25 protein-coding genes are annotated in these 22,722 nt (G+C 57.4%); 17 read left to right on the forward strand and 8 right to left on the reverse strand.

What is annotated here, in order from left to right; all coding sequences use genetic code 11:
- Positions 1 to 55: 55 nt before the first annotated feature.
- From ACP15U_RS05100 to ACP15U_RS05135, 8 genes are read left to right on the forward strand one after another with little or no spacing between them, the layout of a single operon-like run.
- Positions 56 to 1,039, forward strand: coding sequence for an SU10 major capsid protein (locus ACP15U_RS05100; RefSeq protein ID WP_425044058.1), 984 nt, complete (start codon positions 56 to 58; stop codon positions 1,037 to 1,039).
- Entirely contained in the window at positions 1,039 to 1,323 is a 285-nt protein-coding gene (locus tag ACP15U_RS05105) for a hypothetical protein (RefSeq protein ID WP_425044059.1), read from the forward strand. Before ACP15U_RS05100 ends, ACP15U_RS05105 begins: the two co-directional genes overlap by 1 nt.
- A 1-nt stretch (position 1,324) precedes the next feature.
- Complete coding sequence (locus ACP15U_RS05110; protein WP_425044060.1) at positions 1,325 to 1,780, forward strand: hypothetical protein; 456 nt, start codon at positions 1,325 to 1,327, stop codon at positions 1,778 to 1,780.
- Positions 1,777 to 2,157 carry a hypothetical protein gene (locus tag ACP15U_RS05115; RefSeq protein WP_425044061.1) on the forward strand — a complete coding sequence of 127 codons (381 nt, stop codon included), beginning with the start codon at positions 1,777 to 1,779 and terminating at the stop codon, positions 2,155 to 2,157. The genes ACP15U_RS05110 and ACP15U_RS05115 overlap by 4 nt, the downstream gene beginning before the upstream one ends.
- A complete protein-coding gene (locus ACP15U_RS05120; RefSeq protein WP_425044062.1) occupies positions 2,157 to 2,570 on the forward strand; it encodes a hypothetical protein in 414 nt (137 codons plus the stop codon). Before ACP15U_RS05115 ends, ACP15U_RS05120 begins: the two co-directional genes overlap by 1 nt.
- Positions 2,571 to 2,582: 12 nt before the next feature.
- The gene (locus tag ACP15U_RS05125) at positions 2,583 to 3,467 is read left to right on the forward strand and encodes a hypothetical protein (protein ID WP_425044063.1); all 885 of its coding nucleotides are present in this window, start codon (positions 2,583 to 2,585) and stop codon (positions 3,465 to 3,467) included.
- A complete protein-coding gene (locus tag ACP15U_RS05130; protein WP_425044064.1) occupies positions 3,467 to 4,978 on the forward strand; it encodes a hypothetical protein in 1,512 nt (503 codons plus the stop codon). Before ACP15U_RS05125 ends, ACP15U_RS05130 begins: the two co-directional genes overlap by 1 nt.
- Positions 4,978 to 6,645 carry a hypothetical protein gene (locus tag ACP15U_RS05135; protein WP_425044065.1) on the forward strand — a complete coding sequence of 556 codons (1,668 nt, stop codon included), beginning with the start codon at positions 4,978 to 4,980 and terminating at the stop codon, positions 6,643 to 6,645. The genes ACP15U_RS05130 and ACP15U_RS05135 overlap by 1 nt, the downstream gene beginning before the upstream one ends.
- A gap of 24 nt (positions 6,646 to 6,669) precedes the next feature.
- On the opposite strand, the gene ACP15U_RS05140 is transcribed toward ACP15U_RS05135, so the two are convergent.
- On the reverse strand, positions 6,670 to 7,644 hold the full coding sequence (locus ACP15U_RS05140; protein WP_425044066.1) for a site-specific integrase: 975 nt from the start codon (positions 7,642 to 7,644) through the stop codon (positions 6,670 to 6,672).
- A gap of 221 nt (positions 7,645 to 7,865) precedes the next feature.
- On the opposite strand from ACP15U_RS05140, the gene rpoH reads away from it, so the two are divergent.
- Both rpoH and ACP15U_RS05150 read left to right on the forward strand, forming a co-directional pair.
- The gene (rpoH, locus tag ACP15U_RS05145) at positions 7,866 to 8,762 is read left to right on the forward strand and encodes an RNA polymerase sigma factor RpoH (RefSeq protein ID WP_425044067.1); all 897 of its coding nucleotides are present in this window, start codon (positions 7,866 to 7,868) and stop codon (positions 8,760 to 8,762) included.
- Positions 8,763 to 8,940: 178 nt separating this feature from the next.
- The gene (locus tag ACP15U_RS05150; RefSeq protein WP_425044068.1) at positions 8,941 to 9,210 is read left to right on the forward strand and encodes a DksA/TraR family C4-type zinc finger protein; all 270 of its coding nucleotides are present in this window, start codon (positions 8,941 to 8,943) and stop codon (positions 9,208 to 9,210) included.
- Here ACP15U_RS05150 and ACP15U_RS05155 read toward each other — a convergent pair.
- Together ACP15U_RS05155 and ACP15U_RS05160 are read right to left on the reverse strand one after the other, a co-directional pair.
- Positions 9,173 to 9,976, reverse strand: a complete 804-nt coding sequence (locus ACP15U_RS05155; RefSeq protein WP_425044069.1) for a hypothetical protein — start codon at positions 9,974 to 9,976, stop codon at positions 9,173 to 9,175. The genes ACP15U_RS05150 and ACP15U_RS05155 overlap by 38 nt on opposite strands.
- Entirely contained in the window at positions 9,960 to 11,024 is a 1,065-nt protein-coding gene (locus ACP15U_RS05160) for a GSCFA domain-containing protein (RefSeq protein ID WP_425044070.1), read from the reverse strand. Before ACP15U_RS05160 ends, ACP15U_RS05155 begins: the two co-directional genes overlap by 17 nt.
- Positions 11,025 to 11,257: 233 nt before the next feature.
- On the opposite strand from ACP15U_RS05160, the gene ACP15U_RS05165 reads away from it, so the two are divergent.
- Positions 11,258 to 12,130: a sulfotransferase domain-containing protein gene (locus ACP15U_RS05165; RefSeq protein ID WP_425044071.1), complete on the forward strand. Its 873-nt coding sequence runs from the start codon at positions 11,258 to 11,260 to the stop codon at positions 12,128 to 12,130.
- 14 nt (positions 12,131 to 12,144) lie between these two features.
- Here the strand turns inward: ACP15U_RS05165 and ACP15U_RS05170 are convergent, their stop codons facing one another.
- The 4 genes from ACP15U_RS05170 to ACP15U_RS05185 form a co-directional block, all read right to left on the reverse strand.
- Positions 12,145 to 12,378, reverse strand: coding sequence for a hypothetical protein (locus tag ACP15U_RS05170; RefSeq protein WP_425044072.1), 234 nt, complete (start codon positions 12,376 to 12,378; stop codon positions 12,145 to 12,147).
- On the reverse strand, positions 12,375 to 14,195 hold the full coding sequence (locus ACP15U_RS05175; RefSeq protein ID WP_425044073.1) for a M3 family oligoendopeptidase: 1,821 nt from the start codon (positions 14,193 to 14,195) through the stop codon (positions 12,375 to 12,377). Before ACP15U_RS05175 ends, ACP15U_RS05170 begins: the two co-directional genes overlap by 4 nt.
- 163 nt (positions 14,196 to 14,358) lie before the next feature.
- Positions 14,359 to 15,306: an alpha/beta hydrolase gene (locus tag ACP15U_RS05180; protein ID WP_425044074.1), complete on the reverse strand. Its 948-nt coding sequence runs from the start codon at positions 15,304 to 15,306 to the stop codon at positions 14,359 to 14,361.
- Positions 15,306 to 15,596 carry an SCP2 sterol-binding domain-containing protein gene (locus ACP15U_RS05185; RefSeq protein ID WP_425044075.1) on the reverse strand — a complete coding sequence of 97 codons (291 nt, stop codon included), beginning with the start codon at positions 15,594 to 15,596 and terminating at the stop codon, positions 15,306 to 15,308. Before ACP15U_RS05185 ends, ACP15U_RS05180 begins: the two co-directional genes overlap by 1 nt.
- Before the next feature lie 155 nt (positions 15,597 to 15,751).
- Here ACP15U_RS05185 and ACP15U_RS05190 point away from each other — a divergent pair, with 155 nt between their 5' ends.
- From ACP15U_RS05190 to ACP15U_RS05215, 6 genes are all read left to right on the forward strand, one after another.
- Complete coding sequence (locus ACP15U_RS05190) at positions 15,752 to 16,264, forward strand: tetratricopeptide repeat protein (RefSeq protein ID WP_425044076.1); 513 nt, start codon at positions 15,752 to 15,754, stop codon at positions 16,262 to 16,264.
- A 29-nt stretch (positions 16,265 to 16,293) separates the two neighbouring features.
- Positions 16,294 to 19,239, forward strand: a complete 2,946-nt coding sequence (locus tag ACP15U_RS05195) for a helicase-related protein (RefSeq protein ID WP_425044077.1) — start codon at positions 16,294 to 16,296, stop codon at positions 19,237 to 19,239.
- A 3-nt stretch (positions 19,240 to 19,242) separates the two neighbouring features.
- The gene (locus ACP15U_RS05200) at positions 19,243 to 19,617 is read left to right on the forward strand and encodes an RNA-binding S4 domain-containing protein (RefSeq protein WP_425044078.1); all 375 of its coding nucleotides are present in this window, start codon (positions 19,243 to 19,245) and stop codon (positions 19,615 to 19,617) included.
- Between the two features lie 65 nt (positions 19,618 to 19,682).
- A complete protein-coding gene (gene fdxA, locus ACP15U_RS05205; protein ID WP_425044079.1) occupies positions 19,683 to 20,021 on the forward strand; it encodes a ferredoxin FdxA in 339 nt (112 codons plus the stop codon).
- A 318-nt stretch (positions 20,022 to 20,339) separates the two neighbouring features.
- Positions 20,340 to 20,855, forward strand: coding sequence for a CarD family transcriptional regulator (locus tag ACP15U_RS05210; RefSeq protein WP_425044080.1), 516 nt, complete (start codon positions 20,340 to 20,342; stop codon positions 20,853 to 20,855).
- 324 nt (positions 20,856 to 21,179) lie between these two features.
- A complete protein-coding gene (locus ACP15U_RS05215) occupies positions 21,180 to 21,953 on the forward strand; it encodes an ion channel (RefSeq protein ID WP_425044081.1) in 774 nt (257 codons plus the stop codon).
- On the opposite strand, the gene cobS is transcribed toward ACP15U_RS05215, so the two are convergent.
- A complete protein-coding gene (gene cobS / locus ACP15U_RS05220) occupies positions 21,950 to 22,702 on the reverse strand; it encodes an adenosylcobinamide-GDP ribazoletransferase (protein ID WP_425044082.1) in 753 nt (250 codons plus the stop codon). The genes ACP15U_RS05215 and cobS overlap by 4 nt on opposite strands.
- Between the last annotated feature and the right edge of the window lie 20 nt (positions 22,703 to 22,722).

Consider the following 22,722-nt stretch of genomic DNA (forward strand, 5'->3'; position numbering starts at 1 on the left):
GGCCACAAGCGACCATTGGTCAAGCGCCGACCTTAAAGGCGTAGCCCACGGCGGGTTGATTAACGAAGACGTCATGCAGAAAATCTGGGACATTTCCCGCATTCCTCTGCCGCTGACTGACATGATCGGCACTGACAATGCCGACAATTCCTACACGGAATGGACAGAAGACAAGCTGTCTGACCCAGATACCGCCAATGCCAAAGTTGATGGTCAAGACTTGACCGGAAACGACGCCAAGGGCGGCGCGCGTATCGGCAATCACTGTCAGATCAGCACCAAAAACGTGTCTGTCACTGAGCGCGCACAATCCAGCGATACCGTAGGCCGCGCAAATGAACTGAGCTATCAGGTTATGATGCGGCAAAGGGAGCTTCGACGTGACGTTGAAGCTATCACCATGACAAACCAAGGCTCTCAAGCCGACAATGGCGACACTACCCCCGGTAAGGCCGCTGGACTTGGTGCTATGATTACTCAGGGTGATAGGCCAAGTGACGCAACAGGCGGCGGTTTCAGCAATGGCGCTTGGACTGCCTACACTCCCGGCACTAAACGCGCTCTCACTGAGACAATGGTGCGGGATGTAGCACAGCTTGTTTGGGAAGCTGGCGGCGATCCATCGGTGATTATGTCAACGCCTACCATGATCCGCCAACTGTCCAGCTTCATGTTCACCGACAGTGCAAGGATTGCGACGCTCACAGCAGAGACCAATCAAAACGGCCCTGCAACGGCAATGGGTTCTGTCAACGTGTTCCTGACTGACTTTGGCGTAGAGCTAAAGATGGTTCCAAACCGTTTGCAGCAAACCCATGACAGCCTTGGTGGCACTACCGGCGATGCCTGTCATGCCTATGTGATTGATCCGGCATATATGCGCCACGGGCATCTTAAAGGATACCGCACTGAGCCTCTTGCCAAAACCGGCCTCGCTGACAAGCGCAGCATGGCTATTGATTGGACAACTAAGGTGCTCAACCGCGAAGCCCACGGCATCATTGCTGACCTCGACTATACGGCGGCGGTCACGGCGTAATGGCCCATAAACTCCATATCAGCGGCGATACCGTTACACGCCGGGATTTTGCTGATGTGGATCAGCAGAAAGCCCTTACGAGGGCTTTCCGCGACCTCAATAACGGTCGCACCAGACGGGATAACAATGACCCGTTCAACGAAGCTTTCAGCATCACGCCTGACATGTGGGGGCTTCTGCAAAAGACCAATCCTGAGCTTTTCGATAGCGACCCAAGACGTCGCCACAAAGCTTGGAAAGCCTTTGCGAACACCAGCGAAGGCAGAGCATTAAGGGTGAAATGACATGGCACTAATCAGAGCGCGTCAGCGCACTCTCACGGCGGTCAGCCCACACAACGCCAACCGCAATGTGATTATCCCCAACCGCCCGAAACTAGGGCCACGCATCCCGGAAGCTCAGGACGTTGACACGGTTACTGTGACCGGACCAGAAGGGTCAGGCGTCTTTGGCATAAATTTTCCTCATCCCGGAAAGTTCCGGGTTTACCTGACGATGCTGAATAACTCGGATGGCGTCTATCACCCGCTAAGCGGTGACATAATGCAGGTCACGCAATGCGGCGAGCCGCTAAGGTGTAGTTGGTCTGCACCCACGGCATTTGGATATAAGAACGCCTCTTTCACCTACTACGCCAGCAAAGCCGCGCCGGTCACGTTCACCTTGGCGAACTGTAGTGACGCTGAGCCGGATTTCCACGCCACCTACGGCCACTTCTATGCAAGGGAGGTGAGGGCATGACGCCGCAAGATACCGACACCCGTAATAGCCCTATTACACAAACTGTGCCGAAGGTTGATCCCAACAATCTGACGTTCATGCAGCAGCTATATATCTCGCTCAAACGGGGCGGGAATATCGACCAGCTTGAGGAAATCTTGACGGATGTAGACACCGGCAAACTATCCGCAATCATCATGCACAATGCCCACGTTGTTTGGCGTTGGGAAGCACCTGACACAATCGAAGTAGTCAGCATTTTCGGGGATATGCAGCTTGTGAAAGAGTTCTATCCGGTAGCGCGGCTTATGGGCGCTACCAAGTGGAAATGGGATGGCCGCAACGGCTGGACCCGTGTTCTCCAAATGCTCAATTCATTGGAACAGGGGGTAGCATAATGGGCGGAAGTTCGAGCAGCAGCGCCAGCACAAACACAGGTCAATTTGAAGCTCAGAACAGCTTTATGGAGCAGCTTCTAGGCGGGATGGTTGACCAACCCAACTCAACCTTTGGCATGGATATGTTCGGCAATGTTGTCGGCAATCCTATGGCACCATTTTGGGCTGGCGGCTTTGATCCGATGCAGCAAGGCATGAACGCCTTTTCTGCACTCGGTGGCAACGTCAATCCTCAGCAGCAGCAAGGCTTAGCGGCCAATACTCAGCAGGTTCAAACCAACTTGCAGGAGCAACTAGAGAAGCGGCGCAGAGCGAACGCGAAACGCAGAAACCAGAAACCTGACACAGCAAAGAAACCAGCACCAAAGAACAAGGCTCCGCAGCTTACCGGGCCTGACTCTTGGTATAAATAAAGGTAATGTGTCATGGGCGGAAAACAAAGTAGCAGCAACGCCAGCACCGGCTTCAACTTTGGTTATGACGCCAATCAATCAGGCGGCATAAACCAAGGCTTTCAGCAAGGCGGTAGCCAAGGCACTCAGTTTGGTCAGAGCTATGGCAACACCATCGGCGGTCAAAACGTCTGGACGCCGCAAGGGAACGCTCTAAGCGACCTCTACGCCAACATTGGTCAAGCAGCCAACACAGCAAGCGGATATGGCCCAAATCGACAGGCTGGGCGCTATATCAATCAAGATACAAATCAGCTTGTTCGCCAAGGCCAGCAAACTATTGGCGCTTTGTCCTCCTATGATCCAAGTCAGCAAATCCAAGCTCAAGAGACATCCTTGAGAGCGGGATTAGATAACCTTGGTGCGCACCGGCTTAACCAGCTTGGAGCAGACGCCGCACATGCTGGCGCATTCGGCGGCGCTCGCCACGGCTTGACAGAGGCCGCAGCCATTGGAGAGCTAGGCAGGGCATACACAGAAGGACTTGGTGACATTACTGCCAGAGCCAATGCCCAAGGTATTCAAGCCAACTCTGCAATCGGTCAAATGCTACCAATGATGCAGGGTTTGAGAACCAATCAGGCCATGACAGGGCAGCAGCTCCAATTGGGCAATCAGCAGCTTGCTATGAACCCCTACCTTGCATCTGCACAAGCATTGGGAGTTGGGCCTACAACCCTGTCATTCAATCAGGGTCAGCAAGGCAGCACCAACTTTGGACAGAACAACAGCTTTCAAAACGCCTTCAACAATGCCCTCAACTACAGCCTTGGCAGGGGCGTCAACCTTGGTGGTCAATCCGGCACTGGCAATAGCAGCGGTTGGAATATCGCCAATATGTTCGGGACACTGTTCTAATGTCGCTTGCAGAGTTTCTATATAAGGTTCACCGCGACCGCAGGCGGGAAGAAATCGGCCAGCAAATAGCCGAAAGTTACGGCTATCAGCTTGACCAAAACGGAATGCCCTTGGGCGGCTTTCCATCCACCATGCCGCAGCCGCAAACCAGTAATAGCCCTATTACACAACAACCCTTACCGCCTAACGGGCTTGACCTTGCAGGGGCGGGATTGCTGGATATTAACCAAGCCTCAAATGCGATTGCAGGCGTTGAAAGCGGCGGCAACTACGGCGCTCTTGGCCCTATCATCGACAACCCCAACAGCATGTATCACGGCGATAGGGCTTATGGAAAATATCAGGTCATGGGGAAGAATATCCCCCAATGGACGCAGGATGCTTTAGGCACGTCCATGACGCCGGAAGAATTTCTCAATAATACTAAGGCTCAAGATGCGGTGTTTAACCATCGGTTCGGCGGTTACTTGCAGCAGACAGGAAATTTTGAAGACGCCGCTTCTATGTGGCATTCCGGCAGGCCGCTAGCAGAAGCTCAGAATGCCGATGACGGTTACACTGCAACGCCTGATTATGTCGCCCAGGCTAGCCAGCACTATAACGGCTCTCCGCAAGGTGGCGTAGCAACACCATTCAGTCAGCCTAGACAGGTTCCCGGTGAAGCGTTCATGCCTGACCCGCGATTGCCCCATGATTTTCAGATGATGGGGATGGAGTTCCTGCGAAACGGCTACTTTCAAGAGGCTATGGAACTTCTTAGCCCCATGCAGCGATATGCGATCAACAGCAATATCATGCGCTCTGAATACCAGATCAATTCAACGCTGACGCAGGAAGCGCACACAGCCCGTATGAATGAGATTGACCGGCAGAATGACCGACAGGACTTCCGGCATCAAACGGCGTCTGCCGACGCTCTGTTGCTGCGGCAGACTGCCCAAGAGCGTTTGCAGCTTGACAGAGACAGGCTAGCCGCAGACGCAACACCGCAGTTTTCACCGGAAACGCGCAGTCAGCTAATCGAGCTTGATACCGGCATCGGCAATGCTGAGGCGGTGTTTGATTGGTTCGATCAAACCGGCGGCGTTGATAGGACTATCAGCCCGTCTGACCGCTCCTACTATGGTTCAATCTGGGCCACTACGGTCCTGCCGTTCATGCAGAAAATGTTTGAGGCAGGAGCCATGCAAGAAGCAGAGCTAGAGCTGTTCCAAAACCTCGCTGGCGATCCAAATCAATGGGCCGAGCTGACCGACAAGAACAAACAGGCGATGAAGGCTGTAATCGACCGGATGCGCCAAATGCGGAACATTTGGTTTGAGACCAATAATCCGCAAGTCGGTCCTGATGGAGCACGGCAATTCCCCAATGTGACGCCAGAACAAAACTACGGCGTTCCACTGCCTCAGAGAGCCATTCCAAAAGATACAGTAGATGGCTTGCCAGCTACTGTGACTGAGACCCTGAAAGAAACCCGCACTAAGCGCAGGCGCGGGGGAGGGCGCGACTAATGGTAGACTATCGCCACAACCCCGACACCGGTCAAATCTATGCCAAGCTACCCGGCAACCGTTGGGTGGAAATCCAAGAGCAAGATATTGGAACACTAGAGGAAGGCGGAATTGAAGCTTTCGCCAACTCTCTAGGCAATTCTCTTGGTCAGCTTGCCACTGGCGCAGGCACCTTGCTTGGTATCGAAGGTGCAGAAGAACAATTCAGGGATTTTCAGGAAGCTCAACAGCTTCGCCAAGAGTATAACACCACTGCCGGGATGTTAGGATCTATCGCCCCTGACGTGGCCGTAGGAGCCGTGACAGGCGGCACAGGCACCCTTGCAAAGCGTGTTGGCACCACAGCCCTAGTAGAAGGCGCTATAGGCGCTGCTAGAAACCCTGACGCTCCTGTGACGGGCGCTCTAGTTGGCGGTGGCCTTGGCGCTCTAGGTGGGGCAGCAGCAGCAGGTATCGCAAGGGCTGCAAGACCTAGGACAGCGGCGCTACCGCCTAATGCTCCAATGTCGGCAAGGACTTCTGCCGCAATCTCCGATAATGCAGATGATATGCGCTTGCGTAATAGGTCTATTACACAACAAACAGCCGACTTAGGAGGCGGCCCCGGTTCTATTGTCGGCACCACGACAGCGGAAATGGCTGAGGCGACTCAAAGGGGTTTGACAGCTAGGATTGCTGGCGTGTTCGAAGCCGACCCGCCCCCTCAATCTGTCTTGGACGAAGCAACGCGTCTTGGCCTCAAGCTGTCACCTGCCGACTTAAAAGGCAGCGTTGCCAATAAGAATATAGAGAGCATGATGCAATCCAACCCAACCGCTCAAGCTGTCTTTGAAAGCGAGATTATGCGGCCTAATCAGCGCACCTTGAACAAGCTATCTGGCAAAGCCGCTGGCTTCGCAGAGGACACCTCAGAAGGCATCACGCCTGAAATGATGGGCATGAACGCTGACAGGATCGGCAAAGGCTTTGATGACGCCGCAGCACAAGTGCCAATGAAGGACATCAATGTCGCTCAGGTTGAGCGGAAGGCCATGCAGGACGTTATCTTGCCAGAAGTCGAAGACGCTGTTGGCCGCGTTCTTGCAAAGGTGCCGCCCAAAGCAGACGGTCGCTCAGGGCTTGAGTATATCCAAAGAGTAAGAGAGAGCGCAGCCGGTCAATGGCGGCAAGGCAACGCTGAAATGGCAAGTGCATTAGATGAAATCGCTGACGAAGTTGAGCGCCAGCTATTCACAGGCAAGGGCGTCAGCAAGGAAGTCAAAGAGACCTTGAACAAGCTCAGAAATGAGTGGAAGGCACAACGCTTGCTAGAAAGGGCAGGGGTGTTGACTGAGGAAGGTGACGTCGCATTCGGTTCCCTCCGTCAATCCATGCGCTCAAGCAAATACCTAGACAAAGCCTACCGCCGCGCTCGTGACATGGGTTCGCCTGAGTTCAATGACCTCGCCTCAGCTACTAGGATCATGGCTCAATTCCGCGAAAGAATTGGCAACTCAGGCACAGCAACGCGCTCAATCAACGTAGCAAGCCCGCGCATGTGGCTTGGTTATCCGCTTGCCAAAGGCTACCTGTCAGGTGGTATCCCCGGCGGTGTAGCAGGAGCAGCACCCGGAGCCGCAGCAACAGGGCTTGGCATTTACGGTGGTGCCAACACCATCATGGATTGATGCCAAGCCAGTAGTGTAATAGCCCTATAACGCTAGCAAGTCCTCAGCCCTGATATGGGTATATCGCTTCAAGGTGTTCCAGTTCTTGTGGCCGCTGACAAAGGCCACTTGAGGGATTTGCCAACCTGCATCGAACAAGCGAGAAATACCCTCATGCCGCAGATCATGCACATGCAAATCCTCTAGACCGGCCTTCTCAGCAGCACATGTGACTGCGTAGTAAACCTGCTTTTGAGAGTAGGGGAACGGTCTCAAGGTATCGCCAGCCATGCGCGAAGCCATAATATCGACGCTGCGCCCCAACAAAGGCACTCTATCAACTCGATGCTTCTGCTCAGGGTCTTTCCTGTCAATGATAGTAATGATCCTACCTTCAATATCAGGCCGCTTGAGGTTGCACATCTCTCCTGACCGAATTGGCGTATCAATCAAGAACGCCACTACATCAGGGCTGACTACGTTACTTGACCAATGCTCAATCAGCTTAGCCTCTTCTTCTGGCGTCACTCTCCTGTCACGCTCATCTACTTTCGGCATCGCCCCTGTCTTTTCTAGCGATCCAATGGCGGCTTTGATCCCATCAGCTTGGATATCCATGAACCAAGCATCACGAGCGTATTTCACAGCGCCCAACAAAATGTTCAAATCAACGCGGGTAGTGCCTAGCCCATACTTCCTGCCAAGCGCCCAATCTCGCACCTGCATGGGCGTCAACTCTGTAGCCTTCAAAGTCATATCTTTCTGCAATCGGGCGATAGCTGACGCCTTGCTAGCCGACCATTCACCACCTTGCTCAGCCTCGTATTTAGTTAACAAGTTAAGTATATTCTCTCCATCGGCAGGAATAAATCCAGTCACTAATGTTTGATTTAGCTCTGTCTCTACTTGTCGCGCCCAATCCTGAGCCTGTATTTTGTTCTTGAATACCTTGGTGCGGCGTGTCCCTTTGACTTTGACTTGTGCCCGCCAACCGTTCTTGAGCTTAGAAAAAGATGCCATTGTGTGCCCGTTGTGTGCCCATAGAGATCAATCCATGTTATCTAGAGCAACTCAGGTGATGTCAATGAGCCATAAAAACAAGGGATTTTGGAAAATGTGCCTTCATGGGAATTTAATGGAAACTTAATCCCAAACTGATAGCCCGGCTCTTGAAAGGGCAGGAAATACGACCCATATCCCATGTTAAGTCCTTAAACATTTGAGGGAGGGACATATTAAATATGGCCAATTACGCTAATCTTCCCGCGCCCACACCCGAAGGCGGGCTGAATCGCTATATGCAGGAAATCCGCAAGTTTCCTCTGCTGGAACCGGAAGAGGAATACATGCTGGCCAAGCGATGGGTCGAAGAGCAGGACACCGAGGCGGCGCATAAGATGGTCACCTCGCATCTGCGGCTCGCCGCCAAGATCGCCATGGGTTATCGCGGCTATGGGTTGCCGCAGGCCGAAGTGATCTCGGAGGCCAATGTCGGTCTGATGCAGGCCGTCAAAAAGTTTGACCCGGAGAAGGGTTTCCGTCTGGCCACTTATGCGATGTGGTGGATCCGTGCCTCGATTCAGGAATATGTGCTGCGGTCGTGGTCAATGGTGAAACTGGGCACGACCAGCGCCCAGAAAAAGCTGTTCTTCAATCTGCGTAAGGCCAAGGCCCGTATCGGCGCGTTGGAGGAGGGCGATCTTCGCCCTGAGAACGTGCAGCAGATTGCCAATGACCTTGGCGTGTCCGAACAGGACGTGATCAGCATGAACCGACGTATGTCCGGCGGTGATGCCTCGCTGAATGCGATGGTCGGATCCGACGGTGACAGCACCATGCAGTGGCAAGACTGGCTCGAAGATGAAGATGCCGACCAGGCCGGTGATTATGAAGCCAAGGATGAGCTAGAGGCGCGTCGCGAACTTCTGGCGCAGGCCCTCGATGTGCTGAATGATCGGGAAAAGGATATTCTCACACAGCGGCGCCTGCAGGATCAGGCTGTGACGCTGGAGGAACTGAGCGGTCAATACAATGTGAGCCGCGAGCGTATCCGCCAGATTGAGGTGCGCGCCTTTGAAAAGCTGCAAAAGAAAATGCGCGATCTCGCCCGCGAAAAGGGCATGCTTGCCTCTGCCTGAACCCGTGGCGCTGTGCGGAACATCGAGAACATAAAATTGCGGAAAAGCAGGAGTTTCGGCTCCTGCTTTTTTTGCGAACCCTGTCGGCCGTCAAGCCCACCGCGGCCAACCCGTTTTGCTTTGGTATTTTCCCGGTCGAGGCATCGCGCTAGTTTGGTCAATGACAAGGAGATCGAACATGGCCGGAGGCTGGACGCGCGATGGCGCAGTGAGCGAGCAGATCGAAGCGTCGATCAGGGACGAATTGACCCGGATGCAGGCGGCCAAGCGCCCACAGGGTGAGAGCCTTGCCCGATGTGCCGAGTGTGACGAGGAAATTCCGGAAAAACGGCGGATTGCCATTCCCGGGGTCAAACTCTGTCTCGATTGCCAGCAGGACCGCGACAGTGCCTATAAGGCGCGGGGCGGGATTAACCGGCGTGGCTCGAAGGACAGTCAGTTGAAATAGGATTGGTTGTTCTCTGCTGGTTGAAATGCGCCAGGGCCTCGGTAATGCGCAGGGCCGCAAACCTGTCGCTCTTGTGACCGGCGTCCTTCTTCTCGATCGCATCTTTGCAGGCGAATTCGTACTTGGTGAGCATCCCCTTGGTGACGGTATCTTGCGGTTGCGGGATGAGCGTCACGCCGTCTTCGCGGGCCGCAGTTACCAGCGTTTCCCACATTGTATCGAGCTCGTCTTTCGTGGCCTGTTCCGAGCGCGGGTATTCATGCAGGAAACCACCTTTTCGGCTCAGGTCCACGACGCCATCGGTCAGAAAAGGGGCCGGAAGGATGACAACACTCGAGCCGGCGGCCGCCACAAGGCGTGCGATCCTGTAGCTTCGGATGCATTGCAAAAAGAACGCGGCGGACCGGAGCCGGACAGCCTCGCTTGGCCAAAGACCGTGGTCGCATCGCCATTCGTAGAGCGGTGCCATGAATTGCGCCACACGCAACCGGGCAGAGTAGAAGATGAACAGGTCGAAATCGTCCGGTCGCAAGTGATCGCGTCCTTTGGCGTTGATCCGTTTGACGGTTTCGATCGCTTCGCCTGATGCGCGGATGACACCGTCTTCCCAGCGGATTTGCCGAAAGCGGGGGCCGTCGGCCCCCCAGAACTCCACTTCAGCCCCAACGGGCCAGTCGATCAGCCCGGCAGCATGTGCGCGTCCGGCCCCGCCGATATGACTGTCGCCATAAATGCAGACCCTTGGAGGCTCACGACGAGAAGGCATCCAGCAGCTCCTCTTCGCACAGGACGTCATTTTCACCGGTTTCAATTTCGGTCTCCGTCCGGGGTGCCAGTTTCGCCCGTGCGGGGGCGACACTGTCCAAACTGTTCTGCCCTTCGAAGAAGTGCCGCATAACCGTGGCGACTCCTTCGGGTTTCACGCTGCGCGCATTCTCAGCAAAGAAACGGCCCTGAAAGATCGGGTGCGTAATGATCTCGAACGAGGGGAAGTAGTCGACGAATGGTAGATCATCGGCGATTTGCCCGGCCACCGCCCGCAGGATGGATTTAGAGAACTGCGTGGCCGGAAGCACATGCCGGCCCGTCGCCGTTGCTGTCAGAGGAACCGGTGAAACAGTCAAAAGAAAGCGCAAATCGGGGTTTGCCGTGCGCATCATCCGGATCGCCTTGCGCAACAGGGCATAGGTGGCCTTGTAGCCGGTGTTCAGAAACGCGTGCTTGTCGGGATCAAATCTACCGGCCACAGTGCCGGGGCAGAGCGCATATTCCAGATCGGTTTCCCGATTGCGCCAGCATTCGGTCAGGCCGAGCGTAAACACAAACAGGTCCGCTTCGGTGACGGCCTTGCGGATTGCGCTCAGCGTGACGTTGCGCGCATCCAGCAATTCCTGTTCGGAGGAAAACCCGTTTGGTTCGATGGCAGGCCTGAGCGGATCGAAGTAGCGACCATTATGCTCCCAGATCTCATCCGGCAGAACCGTTTTTCCCAAGGCCTGACCGACCCATTGCACCAACATTTTCGGGGTGTAGATGTTCCCGGTGCGAAAGCTGAACACACCATAGCCGAATTCGCGGGCATTGGCGTTAAGCAGGAAAGGCGGAGCGGGTTCGTAATCTGTCCAGCCATATCCCTGAGCGGACAGCGCCTTACCTATGTGCTGGGCAAAACAGGATCCCGCCGTAGCGATGGAATCTTCGGGCGTGATTTGAAATTTCGGCGACCAAAGTCCGGACAGGCCGTCCGCGCCGGGCTCGGCGACTGCAGTGCGCCAGAATGCTGATTGATCCAGCTCCTTGTAAGGATGTGTCACGGCCTGCCTCCGGGTGGTTATTCGGTCATTTTCAGGATCCGGGCCTGCGTATCCCTCGAACCTGCGCTCGTTTGAGTTTTCTTTTGAAACTATGAGGTTCGACAGGGTGCGGCCACAGGTTTACGGCACCGGCGCTGCGATTGAGTCAGATTTGCAACGCTTCGATATGTGAACAAATTCATTTTGGATAAAAGGAGCGGTCGGTTAAGCTTGGCTTTTTTGGGATATTTTCAATGATATTGTCGGTCGAACTGCCGCGGCGGGATTACCAAGGGGCGATCAGTGACTCACGGCGCTGGAAGGCGTTTGAACCCCGCGCAGGGGATATCGTGGTCAATACCCCGCCAAAATCCGGTACGACCTGGACGCAGGGCATTCTGGCAATGCTGATTGCCGGCGATCCCGAAGTGGATGCCGAGACCTCGATCAAAAGCCCATGGATCGACATCAAACTTCGCCCAGTGCAACAGGTTATGGAACGGCTTTCGGCCCAGCAGCATCGGCGTCAGGTGAAATCGCACACACCGTTCGACGGGCTGCCCTACTGGGACGCGCTGCGATATGTGACCGTGTACCGGCACCCGATCGACGTGCATTTTTCCTATCGCCGGCATGTCCGGAACATGAGCATTAGTGACCACGATGCATTGTTCCCCGAGGATCCGTCAGAGAGCTTCCGGATTTTTCTGGAGGGTGATCATATCGAAGGGGCCGGGCTCAAAAGTATCGTGACCCACTACATTCAGACGCTGGCCCGCGATGGCCGGGAAAACCTGATCCGGCTGCATTACGCAGATATGCTGCGGGATCTTGATACTGCGATCACCCGGATCGCGGATCATGTGAAAATCTCGCACCCGCCCGAGTTGATGCATGCGATCGTAGAGGCCGCAAAGTTCGACAACATGAAGGCCAATGCCCATCGCTTCACGCCTTCGGCGGGGCAGGGGTTTTGGCGTGAGGATTCCGGGTTCTTCCACAGCGCCACAAGCAACAAATGGGAAGGCGTGCTGACCGATGCCGACCTGGCCGCCTATGATGCGACCATTTCAGCCCTGCTAACACCCGCCGAACGCCGCTGGCTGGAATGGGGGAGCGGCGCGTGAGCTTCGGCGGAGCGTCAACGCCGCCGCCGCCGCCATCTGCGAAACAGTTGAATATCCATCGCCGCCACCATAATGCCGAGCGGGATCATCCAGAACCCGAGAACCGGCAGAAAGCCGAAAATCCCGCCGATGATCAGCAAAATCCCGATGACGATCCGCAGCCCGCGCGGCACATTGCGGCGGATACGCTGAAGCGTGGGGCGCAGGCGGGCGTGCAGTTCAGACCAGCGCCCGCCAGCTCTTGTCACGCTTCCATTGCCTCGAGTTCATCGATGAAGCCCGAGATCATGCTGAGGCCCTTGTCCCAGAATCTCGGGTCGCTTGCGTCCAGCCCGAACGGTGCCAGAAGATCCTTGTGGTGCTTGGAGCCGCCTGCCTTGAGCATGTCGAAATACTTGTCTTCAAAGCCCTCGCCGCCCTCGGCGTAAACCGAGTAGAGCGCATTCACCAGCCCGTCGCCGAACGCATAGGCATAGACATAGAAGGGCGAGTGCACGAAATGCGGGATATAGGCCCAGAAGGTTTCATACCCGTCCATGAATTCAAAGGCGGGGCCGAGGCTTTCGGCCTGCACGCTCATCCACAGCGCGTTGATGTCGTCCGGGGTCAGTTCGCCTTCGCGCCGCGCCGCGTGCAGTTTGCATTCGAAATCGTAGAACGCGATCTGGCGCACCACCGTGTTGATCATGTCCTCGACCTTGCCGGCCAGCAGCACCTTGCGCTGTTCCGGCGTTTCGGCCTTGTCGAGCATGGCCCGGAAGGTCAGCATTTCGCCGAACACGGACGCCGTTTCTGCCAGTGTCAGCGGGGTGGACGACAGCATCTCGCCCTGATCGGCCGCCAGCACTTGATGCACGCCATGGCCCAGTTCATGGGCGAGTGTCATCACATCGCGCGGTTTGCCGAGATAATTGAGCATCACATAGGGGTGCACATCCGTGACGGTGGGGTGGGCAAAGGCGCCCGGCGCCTTGCCGGGTTTCACCCCGGCGTCGATCCACCCCTTTGAAAAGAACGGCGCCGCAATCTCTCCCATGCGCGGGTCGAAGGCGTTGTAGGCGTCCATCACCGTTTTCTCGGCCTCGACCCAGTTCACGATGCGGGTGTCTTCCATTGGCAGCGGCGCATTGCGGTCCCAGACCTGCATCTTGTCCAGCCCCAGCCACTTCCGCTTCAATTCATAGTAGCGGTGAGACAGTTTCGGATAGGCGGCGACAACGGCCTCGCGCAGCGCTTCGACAACCTCGGGCTCCACGTCATTCGACAGGTGGCGGCCCATCTGCGCCGAAGGCATCTCGCGCCAGCGGTCGATGATTTCCTTTTCCTTGGCCTGCGTGTTGTGCACGCGGGCAAAGGTCTTGATGTTGTCGGCAAAGACCCGCGCCAGCTCACGGCTGGCTGCTTCGCGCTTGGAGCGGTCTTGCTCGGTCAGCAGGTTCAGCGTGCCTTCGATGTTCAGCTCTTCGCCATCGACCGTGAAGGTGAGCCCGGCGATGGTTTCGTCAAAAAGCCGTTCCCACGCGTCGCCCACAACGCCGAGGTCATGCAGGAATTTCTCCAACTCGTCGCTCAATTGATAGGGTTTCATTGCGCGAATGCGGCGGAACACTGGTTCATACCGGGCGAGGTCGGCGTTTTCCGCAAAGCGCGCCTTGAGCGCATCATCGTCTATCCGGTTCAGCTCTAACGTGAAGAACACCAATGGCGTCGTAAAGTTGGTGATCTTCTCCTGGCAGTCCGAGAGAAACTTGGCGCGGTCCGCGTCGGTCGTTAGCTGGTAGTAGCGCAGCCCGGCAAAGGACATGACCCGACCAGCCACAGAGTTGATCTTCTCGTTGCGCAGCACACAGTCCAGCAGCCCGGAAGCATCCAGATCCGCCAGCTTGCCTTCGTAGTCGAAGGCAAAAGCAGCGCATTCCTTTTCCAGCCATTCCAAATCGCGGCCAAGCTCGGGCGCGTCTTCGGAGGAGTAAAGATCACTCAGGTCCCATTCGGGAAGATCGCCCAGATTGTCGGCCCCGCCTTGCAGGTTGGCATCGCGAACTGGAAAGGGAAGGTTGAGCATTTTTTGGCCTCGTCTGCGTTGGTCTGGCGATACATCTAAGCCCGGGTTGCGGGGATAACAAGCGCGGCTGGTGGGGCTGGCCCCATCCGGCCGCAGCATTGCCAGATTCAGGGAGTGTTCAGAGCAAGTTGTTGATGCGCGACCGGAACCGCCGGCCGTGGGATCACGATCCGATGGAACCGAACAGGTCCAGCAGTTGGTCATAGATGATCCGGCGTTGCTCGGGATCTTCCATCAGAACTTCGTGCTCTTTTCCGGCCAGTTCGTGCAACGTGCCTCCGGGCCAGCGCCCCATGCGGTCACGTATGGCTGGGATATCGACGATGCGTTCGTTGTTGCCGACATAGCAGAGGCATGGAAGATCAGGAGAGGGGCGTTCGGCGAGGGCCTTCATCTCGTCCAGAGCCTCGCGCAGCCAGTGCAGGGTCGGGCCGCCGAGTGCGAGCTCGGGATGTGCCTGAAGGTGGGCGCGCATCATCTGGTACATCGGCTGATCTGTGGTCAGCGTATTGTCGTCAAAAGGCTGTTCCAACACGTAAGGCTTGATCGACGAACTCGGGGCCAGTGTATGACCCAGACCCAGCGCAGTGCCTCCATAGGCCGCAACATGGCCCAGAGGTTTAAGCAGTGGCGACATGGCAATACCCCACATCGGGCCGGTAAAGGCTGCGGTCGCGATGTCCGCGCGGTCCATCGCCGCGCGCAGGCCGATGCAACCGCCCATGGAGTGGCCAATCAGGTGATAAGGGGCCGGAAGGTCATGGGAGTCCACGGCCGCAATCGCGGCTTCCAGATCCAGCTGGTAGTCGGTGAACCGATTTACGTGGCCCAGTCGCTTATCGTCGAGCAGCCGGCGTGCCAGCCCCTGGCCGCGCCAATCGATCACCGCAACCGCGTATCCACCGGATAGCATTGCCGAAATGGCATCGGCATATTTCTCGATGTATTCCGTGCGCCCAGGCAGGATCAGCACGGTGCCCTTTGCCGCGGAATCCGAGGGCCACAGCCCGACACGGATTCGCACGGAATCGGAGGTTTCGGCCCAGACGGCCGTGCCCCTGGGCGGAGTACCGGCCTCGGTCAAGAGGAGCGGGGCCGGTTGATACCCCATCAGGCCAGAACCGACGCCAGTTGCATCGCAAGGCCCATATCGCCATCGATGGTGAGCTTGCCGGACATGAAGGCGCTGGTCGGGTTCATTTCGCCTTCGATGATGGCCTGAAAGGTTTCGGCATCTGCTTTGAGCGTGACAGCGGCGTCATCGTCGCTTACCCGCGCACCATCGCCATCCAGAATGATCGCGCCCATGTCGGCGATTTCAAATTTTGCCGATCCGCCAAAAGCGCCGCCGCTCAGCTTGTCGTTCAGTTCGGCCGCGGCCTTTTCAAGAATGTCGCTCATATCGGTCCTCGTTGATTGATACCGGTTGTCTGGTCCAGCGCGTCGGGCTGGAAATCCCGCCCGTCCCCGCTACAGTGTATCTTGTTATGAGGACTGGCCAGCACAATCTCAAAGGTATCGTTGCGGCAATTGCCGCAGGGTTCGTTTTGCTTCCTATGTTTGTCACCGCAGCGCTGGCACAGGAGGCCGACCTGAACGATGAGGCCGAACTTTTGCGCCGCCTCGCGGTGGCCGAACCTGCCGAGGCGATCAATCTTGACCGGCAGTTGCAGGCGCTGTGGGACAAGAGTGGGTCACCGGCGATGGATCTGTTGCTTGAACGCGGCAAGGACGCCATGGAAGTCGGAGAGTTTCGGATCGCCATCGAACACTTTACCGCGCTGACTGATCATGCACCGGATTTTGCCGAAGGCTGGTTCATGCGGGCCTCGGCCTATTTTCAGGCTGATCTTCTGGGGCCGGCGATGGCGGATCTTGAAAGGGCATTGATGCTCAACCCCAATAATTACAATGCGCTGCTGGGGCTTGGCGCGGTGCTGGAGATGGTGGACAGACCCAAGCTTGCATATCGGGCCTATGTCAGAGCGCAGGCTATACATCCCCATCACGAAGACATATCTACTGCGGCAGAGCGGCTCAGGCTGCATGTCGAAGGTGATGCGCTCTGACCCTGGGTCTCGGGGAAGGCGCCAAACAGATGCGGGAAACAATCGTGAGCGGGTCATCCCGGATCGTGGCCGTTCTTGGCCCGACCAACACAGGCAAAACACATTACGCAATCGAGCGCATGCTCGGCTACCGGACTGGCATCATCGGGTTGCCGCTGCGGCTGCTGGCCCGCGAGGTCTATGACAAGATCGTAGCGGTTCGCGGACCGTCGGTGGTGGCGCTGGTGACCGGCGAAGAGCGAATCGTTCCTCCGCGTGCGCAGTATTGGGTCTGCACCGTCGAAGCGATGCCCGAGGGCATGGGAGCGGATTTCGTCGGGGTCGATGAAATCCAGCTTTGCGCCGATCCTGAACGGGGCCATGTTTTTACCGACCGGCTGTTACGCGCGCGCGGAACCAATGAAACAATTTTCATGGGCTCGGACACGATGCGGGGACCAATCCGCGCGCTGGTGTCGGGCGTCGAGTTTGTTCAGCGCGACCGGATGAGCCAGTTGGTCTATTCCGGGTCCAAGAAAATCAGCCGGATGCCCGCCCGCAGCGCAATCGTCGGGTTCTCGGTCGAAAATGTCTACGCAATCGCCGAGTTGCTGCGCCGCCAAAAGGGGGGCGCGGCCGTTGTCATGGGCGCGCTCAGCCCGCGCACACGAAACGCGCAGGTGGAGCTCTACCAGAATGGCGAGGTGGATTACCTTGTCGCGACCGACGCGATCGGCATGGGCCTGAACCTCGATATCGATCACGTCGCCTTTTCTTCGCTTGCCAAGTTCGATGGTCGCCGGATGCGGCCTCTGGCGCCAAATGAACTGGCACAGATTGCCGGCCGGGCCGGGCGCGGAATGTCTGACGGAACATTTGGCGTTACCGGCGAGGCGCGGCCCCTTGACGACGAAACAGCTCAGGCGATCATGGACCACAGGTTCACCCCGTTGAAAAAGCTCAACTGGCGCAGCGCGGATCTGCGCTTTGGTTCAATTGATGCGCTGATACAGTCGCTCGAGGTTGCGCCATCAGGCGAGCACCTTGTAAGGGCGCGCCCCGCCGATGATCTCAACGTGTTGAAGTCGCTGTCACAGATTCCCGAGATCGCGGCGCGGGCCAGTGACGGAAACGCGGTGCGCCTGTTGTGGGATGTCTGCCGAATCCCCGACTTTCGCGGGATCAGCCATGCCGAGCATGCGGGGCTGCTGGAAGTGATCTTTGGCCATTTGCACGAGCGTGGAACCATACCCGCCGATTTCATGGCGCGGCAGATCAAGCGGATCGACCGGGCAGACGGGGATATTGATACGCTTTCCAAGCGTCTGGCGTATATTCGAACGTGGACATATGTCGCGCAACGGAATGGCTGGCTACGCGACGAAAGTCATTGGCGAGCCGAGACCCGCGCGGTAGAAGACAGGGTGTCGGATGCACTGCACGACCGACTGACTCAAAGATTTGTGGACCGGCGCACCTCTGTGCTTTTGCGCCGGCTCAAACAGAAGGAGGCCCTTTTGGCCGAAGTGAATGACAAGGGTGAAGTGACCGTCGAAGGTGAATTCGTCGGTCGTCTGGAAGGGTTCCGGTTCAGCCCGGACAAGAACGCGCAAGGCACCGAGGCCAAGGCATTGAAAGCCGCTTCGCTGCAGGCGCTTGCGCCGCAATTCCATCTGCGAGCCGACCGTTTCTACAATGCACCGGATACCGAGATTGATTTCACCGATCAGGGTGGCCTGATGTGGGGCGAATACGCCGTAGGCAAGCTGGTGGCCGGGCCTGAGCCTCTCAAGCCGCAGGTCGAAGTTTTTGTGGACGAGGCCGCCGGTCCCGAAGTGGAACAGAAAGTACAGCGCCGTCTCCAGCATTTCATCGATCGAAAGGTTGCCGCGCTGTTCGAACCTCTGCTGAATTTGCAGCGTGACGAGGAAATGACCGGGCTTGCGCGTGGTTTTGCCTTCCGCATGGTCGAGGCGCTGGGAATTCTGCCCAGATCGGCCGTTGCGCAAGAGGTCAAGGAGCTTGATCAGGATGCCCGTGGTGTCCTGCGAAAGCATGGTATGAGATTCGGCCAGTTCACGATTTTCATGCCGCTTCTGCTGAAACCTGCTCCGACCCGGTTGCGCCTCGTTCTTTGGGCGCTGTCTCAGGGGTTGCAGGAATTCCCCGAAGCGCCACCGCCGGGGCTGGTCACGGTGCCGACGGCCAAGGATGCGCCGCGCGGTTACGATACCATGTGCGGATATCGCAACGCCGGAGATCGCGCCATTCGCATCGACATGCTGGAGCGCCTCGCCGACATGCTGCGTGTCGAAGACAGCCGGGGCGGGTTCGAAGCCAAGGCTGACATGCTCTCGATCACGGGCATGACACTCGACCAGTTCGCGGAGCTTATGCAGGGGTTGGGATACAACGCCGAACGCGGCGAGCGGGTAAAGGAACGTCCGGTCGTTTCTGAAACCGCTGAAGAAAAATCTGGCGAAGCTGTCCCGCCAGCTGATGTCGAAGCCGAAACTGCCTCGCCCGCGGAAACCGCGGAACAGGAGCCCTCCACGACGAGCGAACAACCGGCTGAAAGCACATCCGTCACCGCCGAAGGCGATGCGGCGGACACGGTTTCTGATGCGGCGACTACCGAAGCCGCTTCAGCGGAAGCCGAAGACACCTCTGATGCGCCGGCTGAAGATACAGAGGCCGACAAGACGGCCGATGGCGAAGCTGAAACCGGTTCGGAGATGGAAGTCTTTTTTACCTTTACATGGGGCCGGAACCGGAACCAGGGCCAGCGTGGCCGTGGACGAAGGGACCAGGGGCGCAATCAGAGCGATCGCCCGCAAGGAAAGTCCCGTCCGCGTGGCAAGCCGCAGGGTCGCAAGGGCGGTGGAAATCAGCAAGGGGCCAAGACGTTCTCTTCCAAGCCGCCGCGCAAGGAAAAGAAGATCGACCCGGACAACCCCTTCGCAGCCGCACTCATGGGGCTCAAGGACGGCAACTGAGCGGTGTCCGACCCGCAGCCGAAGCTGAGAATCGACAAGTGGCTCTGGCATGCGCGTTTTTTTAAGACGCGCAGCCTGGCCGCGAAACAGGTCTCGGCCGGGCATGTGCGGGTTAATGGCAACAAGATCTCGAAACCCGCGCAGACCGTGGGGCAGGGCGACGTTCTGACCTTTGCGCAGGGGAAACTGATCCGAGTTGTCGAGGTGGTGGCGCTGGGGGAACGCCGCGGACCGGCCCCCGAAGCGCAAACGCTGTATCTGGACCGCACCGAAAAGCAGGAGATTTCCCCGGACAATCCCCGCTACGAAGGAAAAGGTCGCCCGGACAAGCGGGAACGTCGGGCTCTTGATCTTTCTCGCCGCAAGGGGATGCCGTGAGCCCTTGAAGAACCCGGCTCTCTGATTTAGCTAGTTCCTCAAATTACGGATATGGAACCCGGCACATGACCTATATCGTCACTGAGAACTGCATCGCCTGCAAATATACCGACTGCGTCGAGGTTTGCCCGGTCGACTGCTTTTACGAAGGCGAGAATTTTCTGGTTATCCATCCTGATGAATGTATCGACTGTGGTGTTTGCGAACCGGAATGCCCGGCTGACGCGATCCGCCCCGATACCGAACCGGACATGGACAAATGGGTCGATTTCAACCGCAAGTATGCGGAGCAATGGCCGGTTATCGTTACCAAAAAGGATCCGCTGCCCGAAGCCGACGAACGTGACGGTGAAAGCGGCAAGATGGAGAAATATTTCTCCGAGGCGCCCGGCGAAGGCGGCTGATAGAAAATTCGGGCGTGTCGTCCGCGATCCGCTCGCAACAACGGCCTGCAGAAATGCAGGGTGCACGCTAAAATCATCGGCTGACCCCTCTGCGATTGAGGGGCCGGAACCGGTCTGGCGCGGCATCCCTTCCGGTTTCACCGATTCTGTGCTATATCGTCAGGGCAAATGAAGTCAAAGACCGGAACACACTCCTTCTCTGTGCTCGCTAGGGGTGGCAAATCTTACGCGTAAATCGCCGCTGAACGGGGAAAGATCTCTTGCCCCGACAGCGTATTTTGCGCCGCAGTTTTTCGGTTACCAGATAGGAAGACCTGAATGACCAAGTCGAAAAAGCTCGAATTCCGTCCGAATGATTACGTGGTCTACCCGGCGCATGGCGTGGGGCAGATCATTTCGATCGAGGAGCAGGAAGTAGCCGGATTTGCGCTAGAGCTGTTCGTGATATCCTTCGAGAAGGACAAGATGACTCTTCGCGTGCCGACCAACAAGGCCACCGAGTCGGGGCTGCGTTCGCTCAGCTCGCCAGATGTCATCAATCAGGCAATGAGAACGCTCAAGGGCAAAGCCAAGGTGAAACGCGCCATGTGGTCCCGCCGGGCGCAAGAGTATGAACAGAAGATCAACTCCGGCGACCTGATCTCGATTGCCGAAGTCGTTCGCGACCTGCACCGCACCGACGATCAGCGCGAACAGAGCTATTCCGAGCGGCAGCTCTACGAAGCTGCGCTTGAGCGTCTGACCCGTGAAGTCGCAGCAGTATCCGGCAGCGACGAGATCGCGGCAGCAAAGCAGGTTGACGAAGTTCTGATGTCACGCGCTGCCGCTGCCTGATCGGCGCCAACTGAACTCCTGACAACAGCAATTCCGACATGGGCCGCTCCGGATGAGGCGGCCCATGTTTGTTTTCCCATGTCTGTTTGCCAATATCCGTATGCCCACGTCATTCGGATCCCGGCGTTTCCTGTGCTTTGCTCCCGGGATGCAAGCAGGGGCGGGCAATCGCCGTGACGTCCCTTTTGAAATTTGTCGCGCTTCGAGTGGCCTGGCGTGCCCCCAGCATCTCGCCTAACAGCGCGAGAGCTGATTTGTGCTGCGTAAAGAAGACCTTGCCAGATCGGGCTGTCGTAGGCTTACTGGCAAGCGGGAGGCGCTGGAATGGAAGAATTCAAGCAGGTTCTAAGGAGGCTCTATCTCGGGTCCGGCGCCGAGGCGCGGCGGTTCCGCTACGCCCTGATCCTGTTTGATGCCGTGACGATCGTGTTTTTTGTCTCGACGGCTCATCTTCCCCACGGTCCATGGCTGTCGGGGTTCAGCCTGCTTGCGGGGGTCTTCATCCTCTGCGATTTCCTTGCCCGGCTTTGGGTTGCCAAGGACAAGCGAGAGATTTTGTTCCGGGTTTACACCATCGCGGATCTGATCGTCATAGCCTCGCTCCTTCTCGAGCCTTTCATGGAGGGCAACTTGGCATTTTTGCGGGTGCTTCGGGGGCTGCGGCTGATCCATTCCTACCACTTGCTGCGCGATCTAAGGCGCGACAGCCGGTTCTTCCGCACCCATGAGGACGCGGTGATCGCGACGATCAATCTTTTGGTGTTTGTCTTTGTCACGTCAACGGCGGTTCTGGTGTTCTTTCTGGATCTGGAAAACACCGAAACACCTTACGTGGATTCGCTGTACTTCACGATGGCGACACTGACGACGACAGGGTTCGGAGACATCACGCTGCCGACACCAGGCGGCAAGTTGTTCTCGGTTTTTGTCATGGTTGTCGGCGTGGCTCTGTTTGTCCGATTGGCGCAGGCCATTTTTTCACCGCAGAAGGTCAGGCACAAATGCAAGGAATGCGGGTTGGTACGCCATGACCCCGACGCCGTTCACTGCAAGCATTGCGGCGGTCTGCTGAACATCGAAACCGACGGCGCAACCTAGGCAGCAAGCGCGAGCAGCAACGTGATTTCGGTGACTTGCTGCGTAGCGCCGAGAATGTCTCCGGTCTGGCCTCCGATTTTCCGATAGGCGACTACTGCCACAACTACCAAGGCCAGAGCGGCGGGTAGGATGTGCAGCAGGCCTCCGCCGCTCAACAGGAAAAGACATATGCCCAGCCCCAGTGCGAAGATTGCGGTGCCCCATCCGGGTGACCCGACCTTGTGGCTCAGGCCACTTCCCCGGGCGTTGGGCAGGGCGCGCATCATGAAGGGCAACACGCCACGGGACAGGCAGGCCGCACCCACGACCGGCCAAAGCGCCCCTGCTGCGACAAGCCCCGCAAGGGCGGTCCAGCGCAGCCCCTGTGACAGGATCAGAGCGAGCACGCCATAGGTGCCGATCTGGCTGTCCTTCATGATCGCCAAACGCCGGTCGCGATCGAAACCGCCCCAAAACCCATCCGCCGTATCGGCCAGCCCGTCTTCGTGCATCGCCCCTGTCGAGATGACGAGAACGGCGAGGATGAGGCCCGCGACGGCCGGAGCAGGCAGGCCCATGGCAAGACCCGCCGCGCCCACTGCAATTGCCAGCAGCGCGACAACCAGCCCGGCCAGCGGATAGGCCCATGCCGCAAGGGCCTGACGGGCAAAGAGGCGGTCGGGGAGTCTGGGCAGCGGGAGCCGTGTCAGCAGCACCAATGCCAGCAGCGGATCCAGCGGGGAAACCGGGCTCATGTCGCTTTTGGTCATGGCAGTGCCTTTCCGGGTCT

It is taken from the genome of Primorskyibacter sp. S87 (assembly GCF_049801055.1).
Lineage (GTDB): Bacteria > Pseudomonadota > Alphaproteobacteria > Rhodobacterales > Rhodobacteraceae > JBNAGF01.

Excerpts from the sequence above, each read along its gene's own strand:
- fdxA (WP_425044079.1), top strand. The coding sequence starts at position 19,683 with ATGACCTATATCGTCACTGAGAACTGCATCGCCTGCAAATATACCGAC.
- ACP15U_RS05195 (WP_425044077.1), top strand. The coding sequence starts at position 16,294 with ATGCGGGAAACAATCGTGAGCGGGTCATCCCGGATCGTGGCCGTTCTT.
- ACP15U_RS05110 (WP_425044060.1), top strand. The coding sequence starts at position 1,325 with ATGGCACTAATCAGAGCGCGTCAGCGCACTCTCACGGCGGTCAGCCCA.
- ACP15U_RS05185 (WP_425044075.1), bottom strand. The coding sequence starts at position 15,596 with ATGAGCGACATTCTTGAAAAGGCCGCGGCCGAACTGAACGACAAGCTG.
- ACP15U_RS05105 (WP_425044059.1), top strand. The coding sequence starts at position 1,039 with ATGGCCCATAAACTCCATATCAGCGGCGATACCGTTACACGCCGGGAT.
- ACP15U_RS05165 (WP_425044071.1), top strand. The coding sequence starts at position 11,258 with ATGATATTGTCGGTCGAACTGCCGCGGCGGGATTACCAAGGGGCGATC.
- ACP15U_RS05210 (WP_425044080.1), top strand. The coding sequence starts at position 20,340 with ATGACCAAGTCGAAAAAGCTCGAATTCCGTCCGAATGATTACGTGGTC.
- ACP15U_RS05130 (WP_425044064.1), top strand. The coding sequence starts at position 3,467 with ATGTCGCTTGCAGAGTTTCTATATAAGGTTCACCGCGACCGCAGGCGG.
- ACP15U_RS05125 (WP_425044063.1), top strand. The coding sequence starts at position 2,583 with ATGGGCGGAAAACAAAGTAGCAGCAACGCCAGCACCGGCTTCAACTTT.
- rpoH (WP_425044067.1), top strand. The coding sequence starts at position 7,866 with ATGGCCAATTACGCTAATCTTCCCGCGCCCACACCCGAAGGCGGGCTG.
- ACP15U_RS05120 (WP_425044062.1), top strand. The coding sequence starts at position 2,157 with ATGGGCGGAAGTTCGAGCAGCAGCGCCAGCACAAACACAGGTCAATTT.
- ACP15U_RS05215 (WP_425044081.1), top strand. The coding sequence starts at position 21,180 with ATGGAAGAATTCAAGCAGGTTCTAAGGAGGCTCTATCTCGGGTCCGGC.
- ACP15U_RS05115 (WP_425044061.1), top strand. The coding sequence starts at position 1,777 with ATGACGCCGCAAGATACCGACACCCGTAATAGCCCTATTACACAAACT.
- ACP15U_RS05140 (WP_425044066.1), bottom strand. The coding sequence starts at position 7,644 with ATGGCATCTTTTTCTAAGCTCAAGAACGGTTGGCGGGCACAAGTCAAA.
- cobS (WP_425044082.1), bottom strand. The coding sequence starts at position 22,702 with ATGACCAAAAGCGACATGAGCCCGGTTTCCCCGCTGGATCCGCTGCTG.
- ACP15U_RS05135 (WP_425044065.1), top strand. The coding sequence starts at position 4,978 with ATGGTAGACTATCGCCACAACCCCGACACCGGTCAAATCTATGCCAAG.
- ACP15U_RS05175 (WP_425044073.1), bottom strand. The coding sequence starts at position 14,195 with ATGCTCAACCTTCCCTTTCCAGTTCGCGATGCCAACCTGCAAGGCGGG.
- ACP15U_RS05180 (WP_425044074.1), bottom strand. The coding sequence starts at position 15,306 with ATGGGGTATCAACCGGCCCCGCTCCTCTTGACCGAGGCCGGTACTCCG.
- ACP15U_RS05190 (WP_425044076.1), top strand. The coding sequence starts at position 15,752 with ATGTTTGTCACCGCAGCGCTGGCACAGGAGGCCGACCTGAACGATGAG.
- ACP15U_RS05155 (WP_425044069.1), bottom strand. The coding sequence starts at position 9,976 with ATGCCTTCTCGTCGTGAGCCTCCAAGGGTCTGCATTTATGGCGACAGT.
- ACP15U_RS05150 (WP_425044068.1), top strand. The coding sequence starts at position 8,941 with ATGGCCGGAGGCTGGACGCGCGATGGCGCAGTGAGCGAGCAGATCGAA.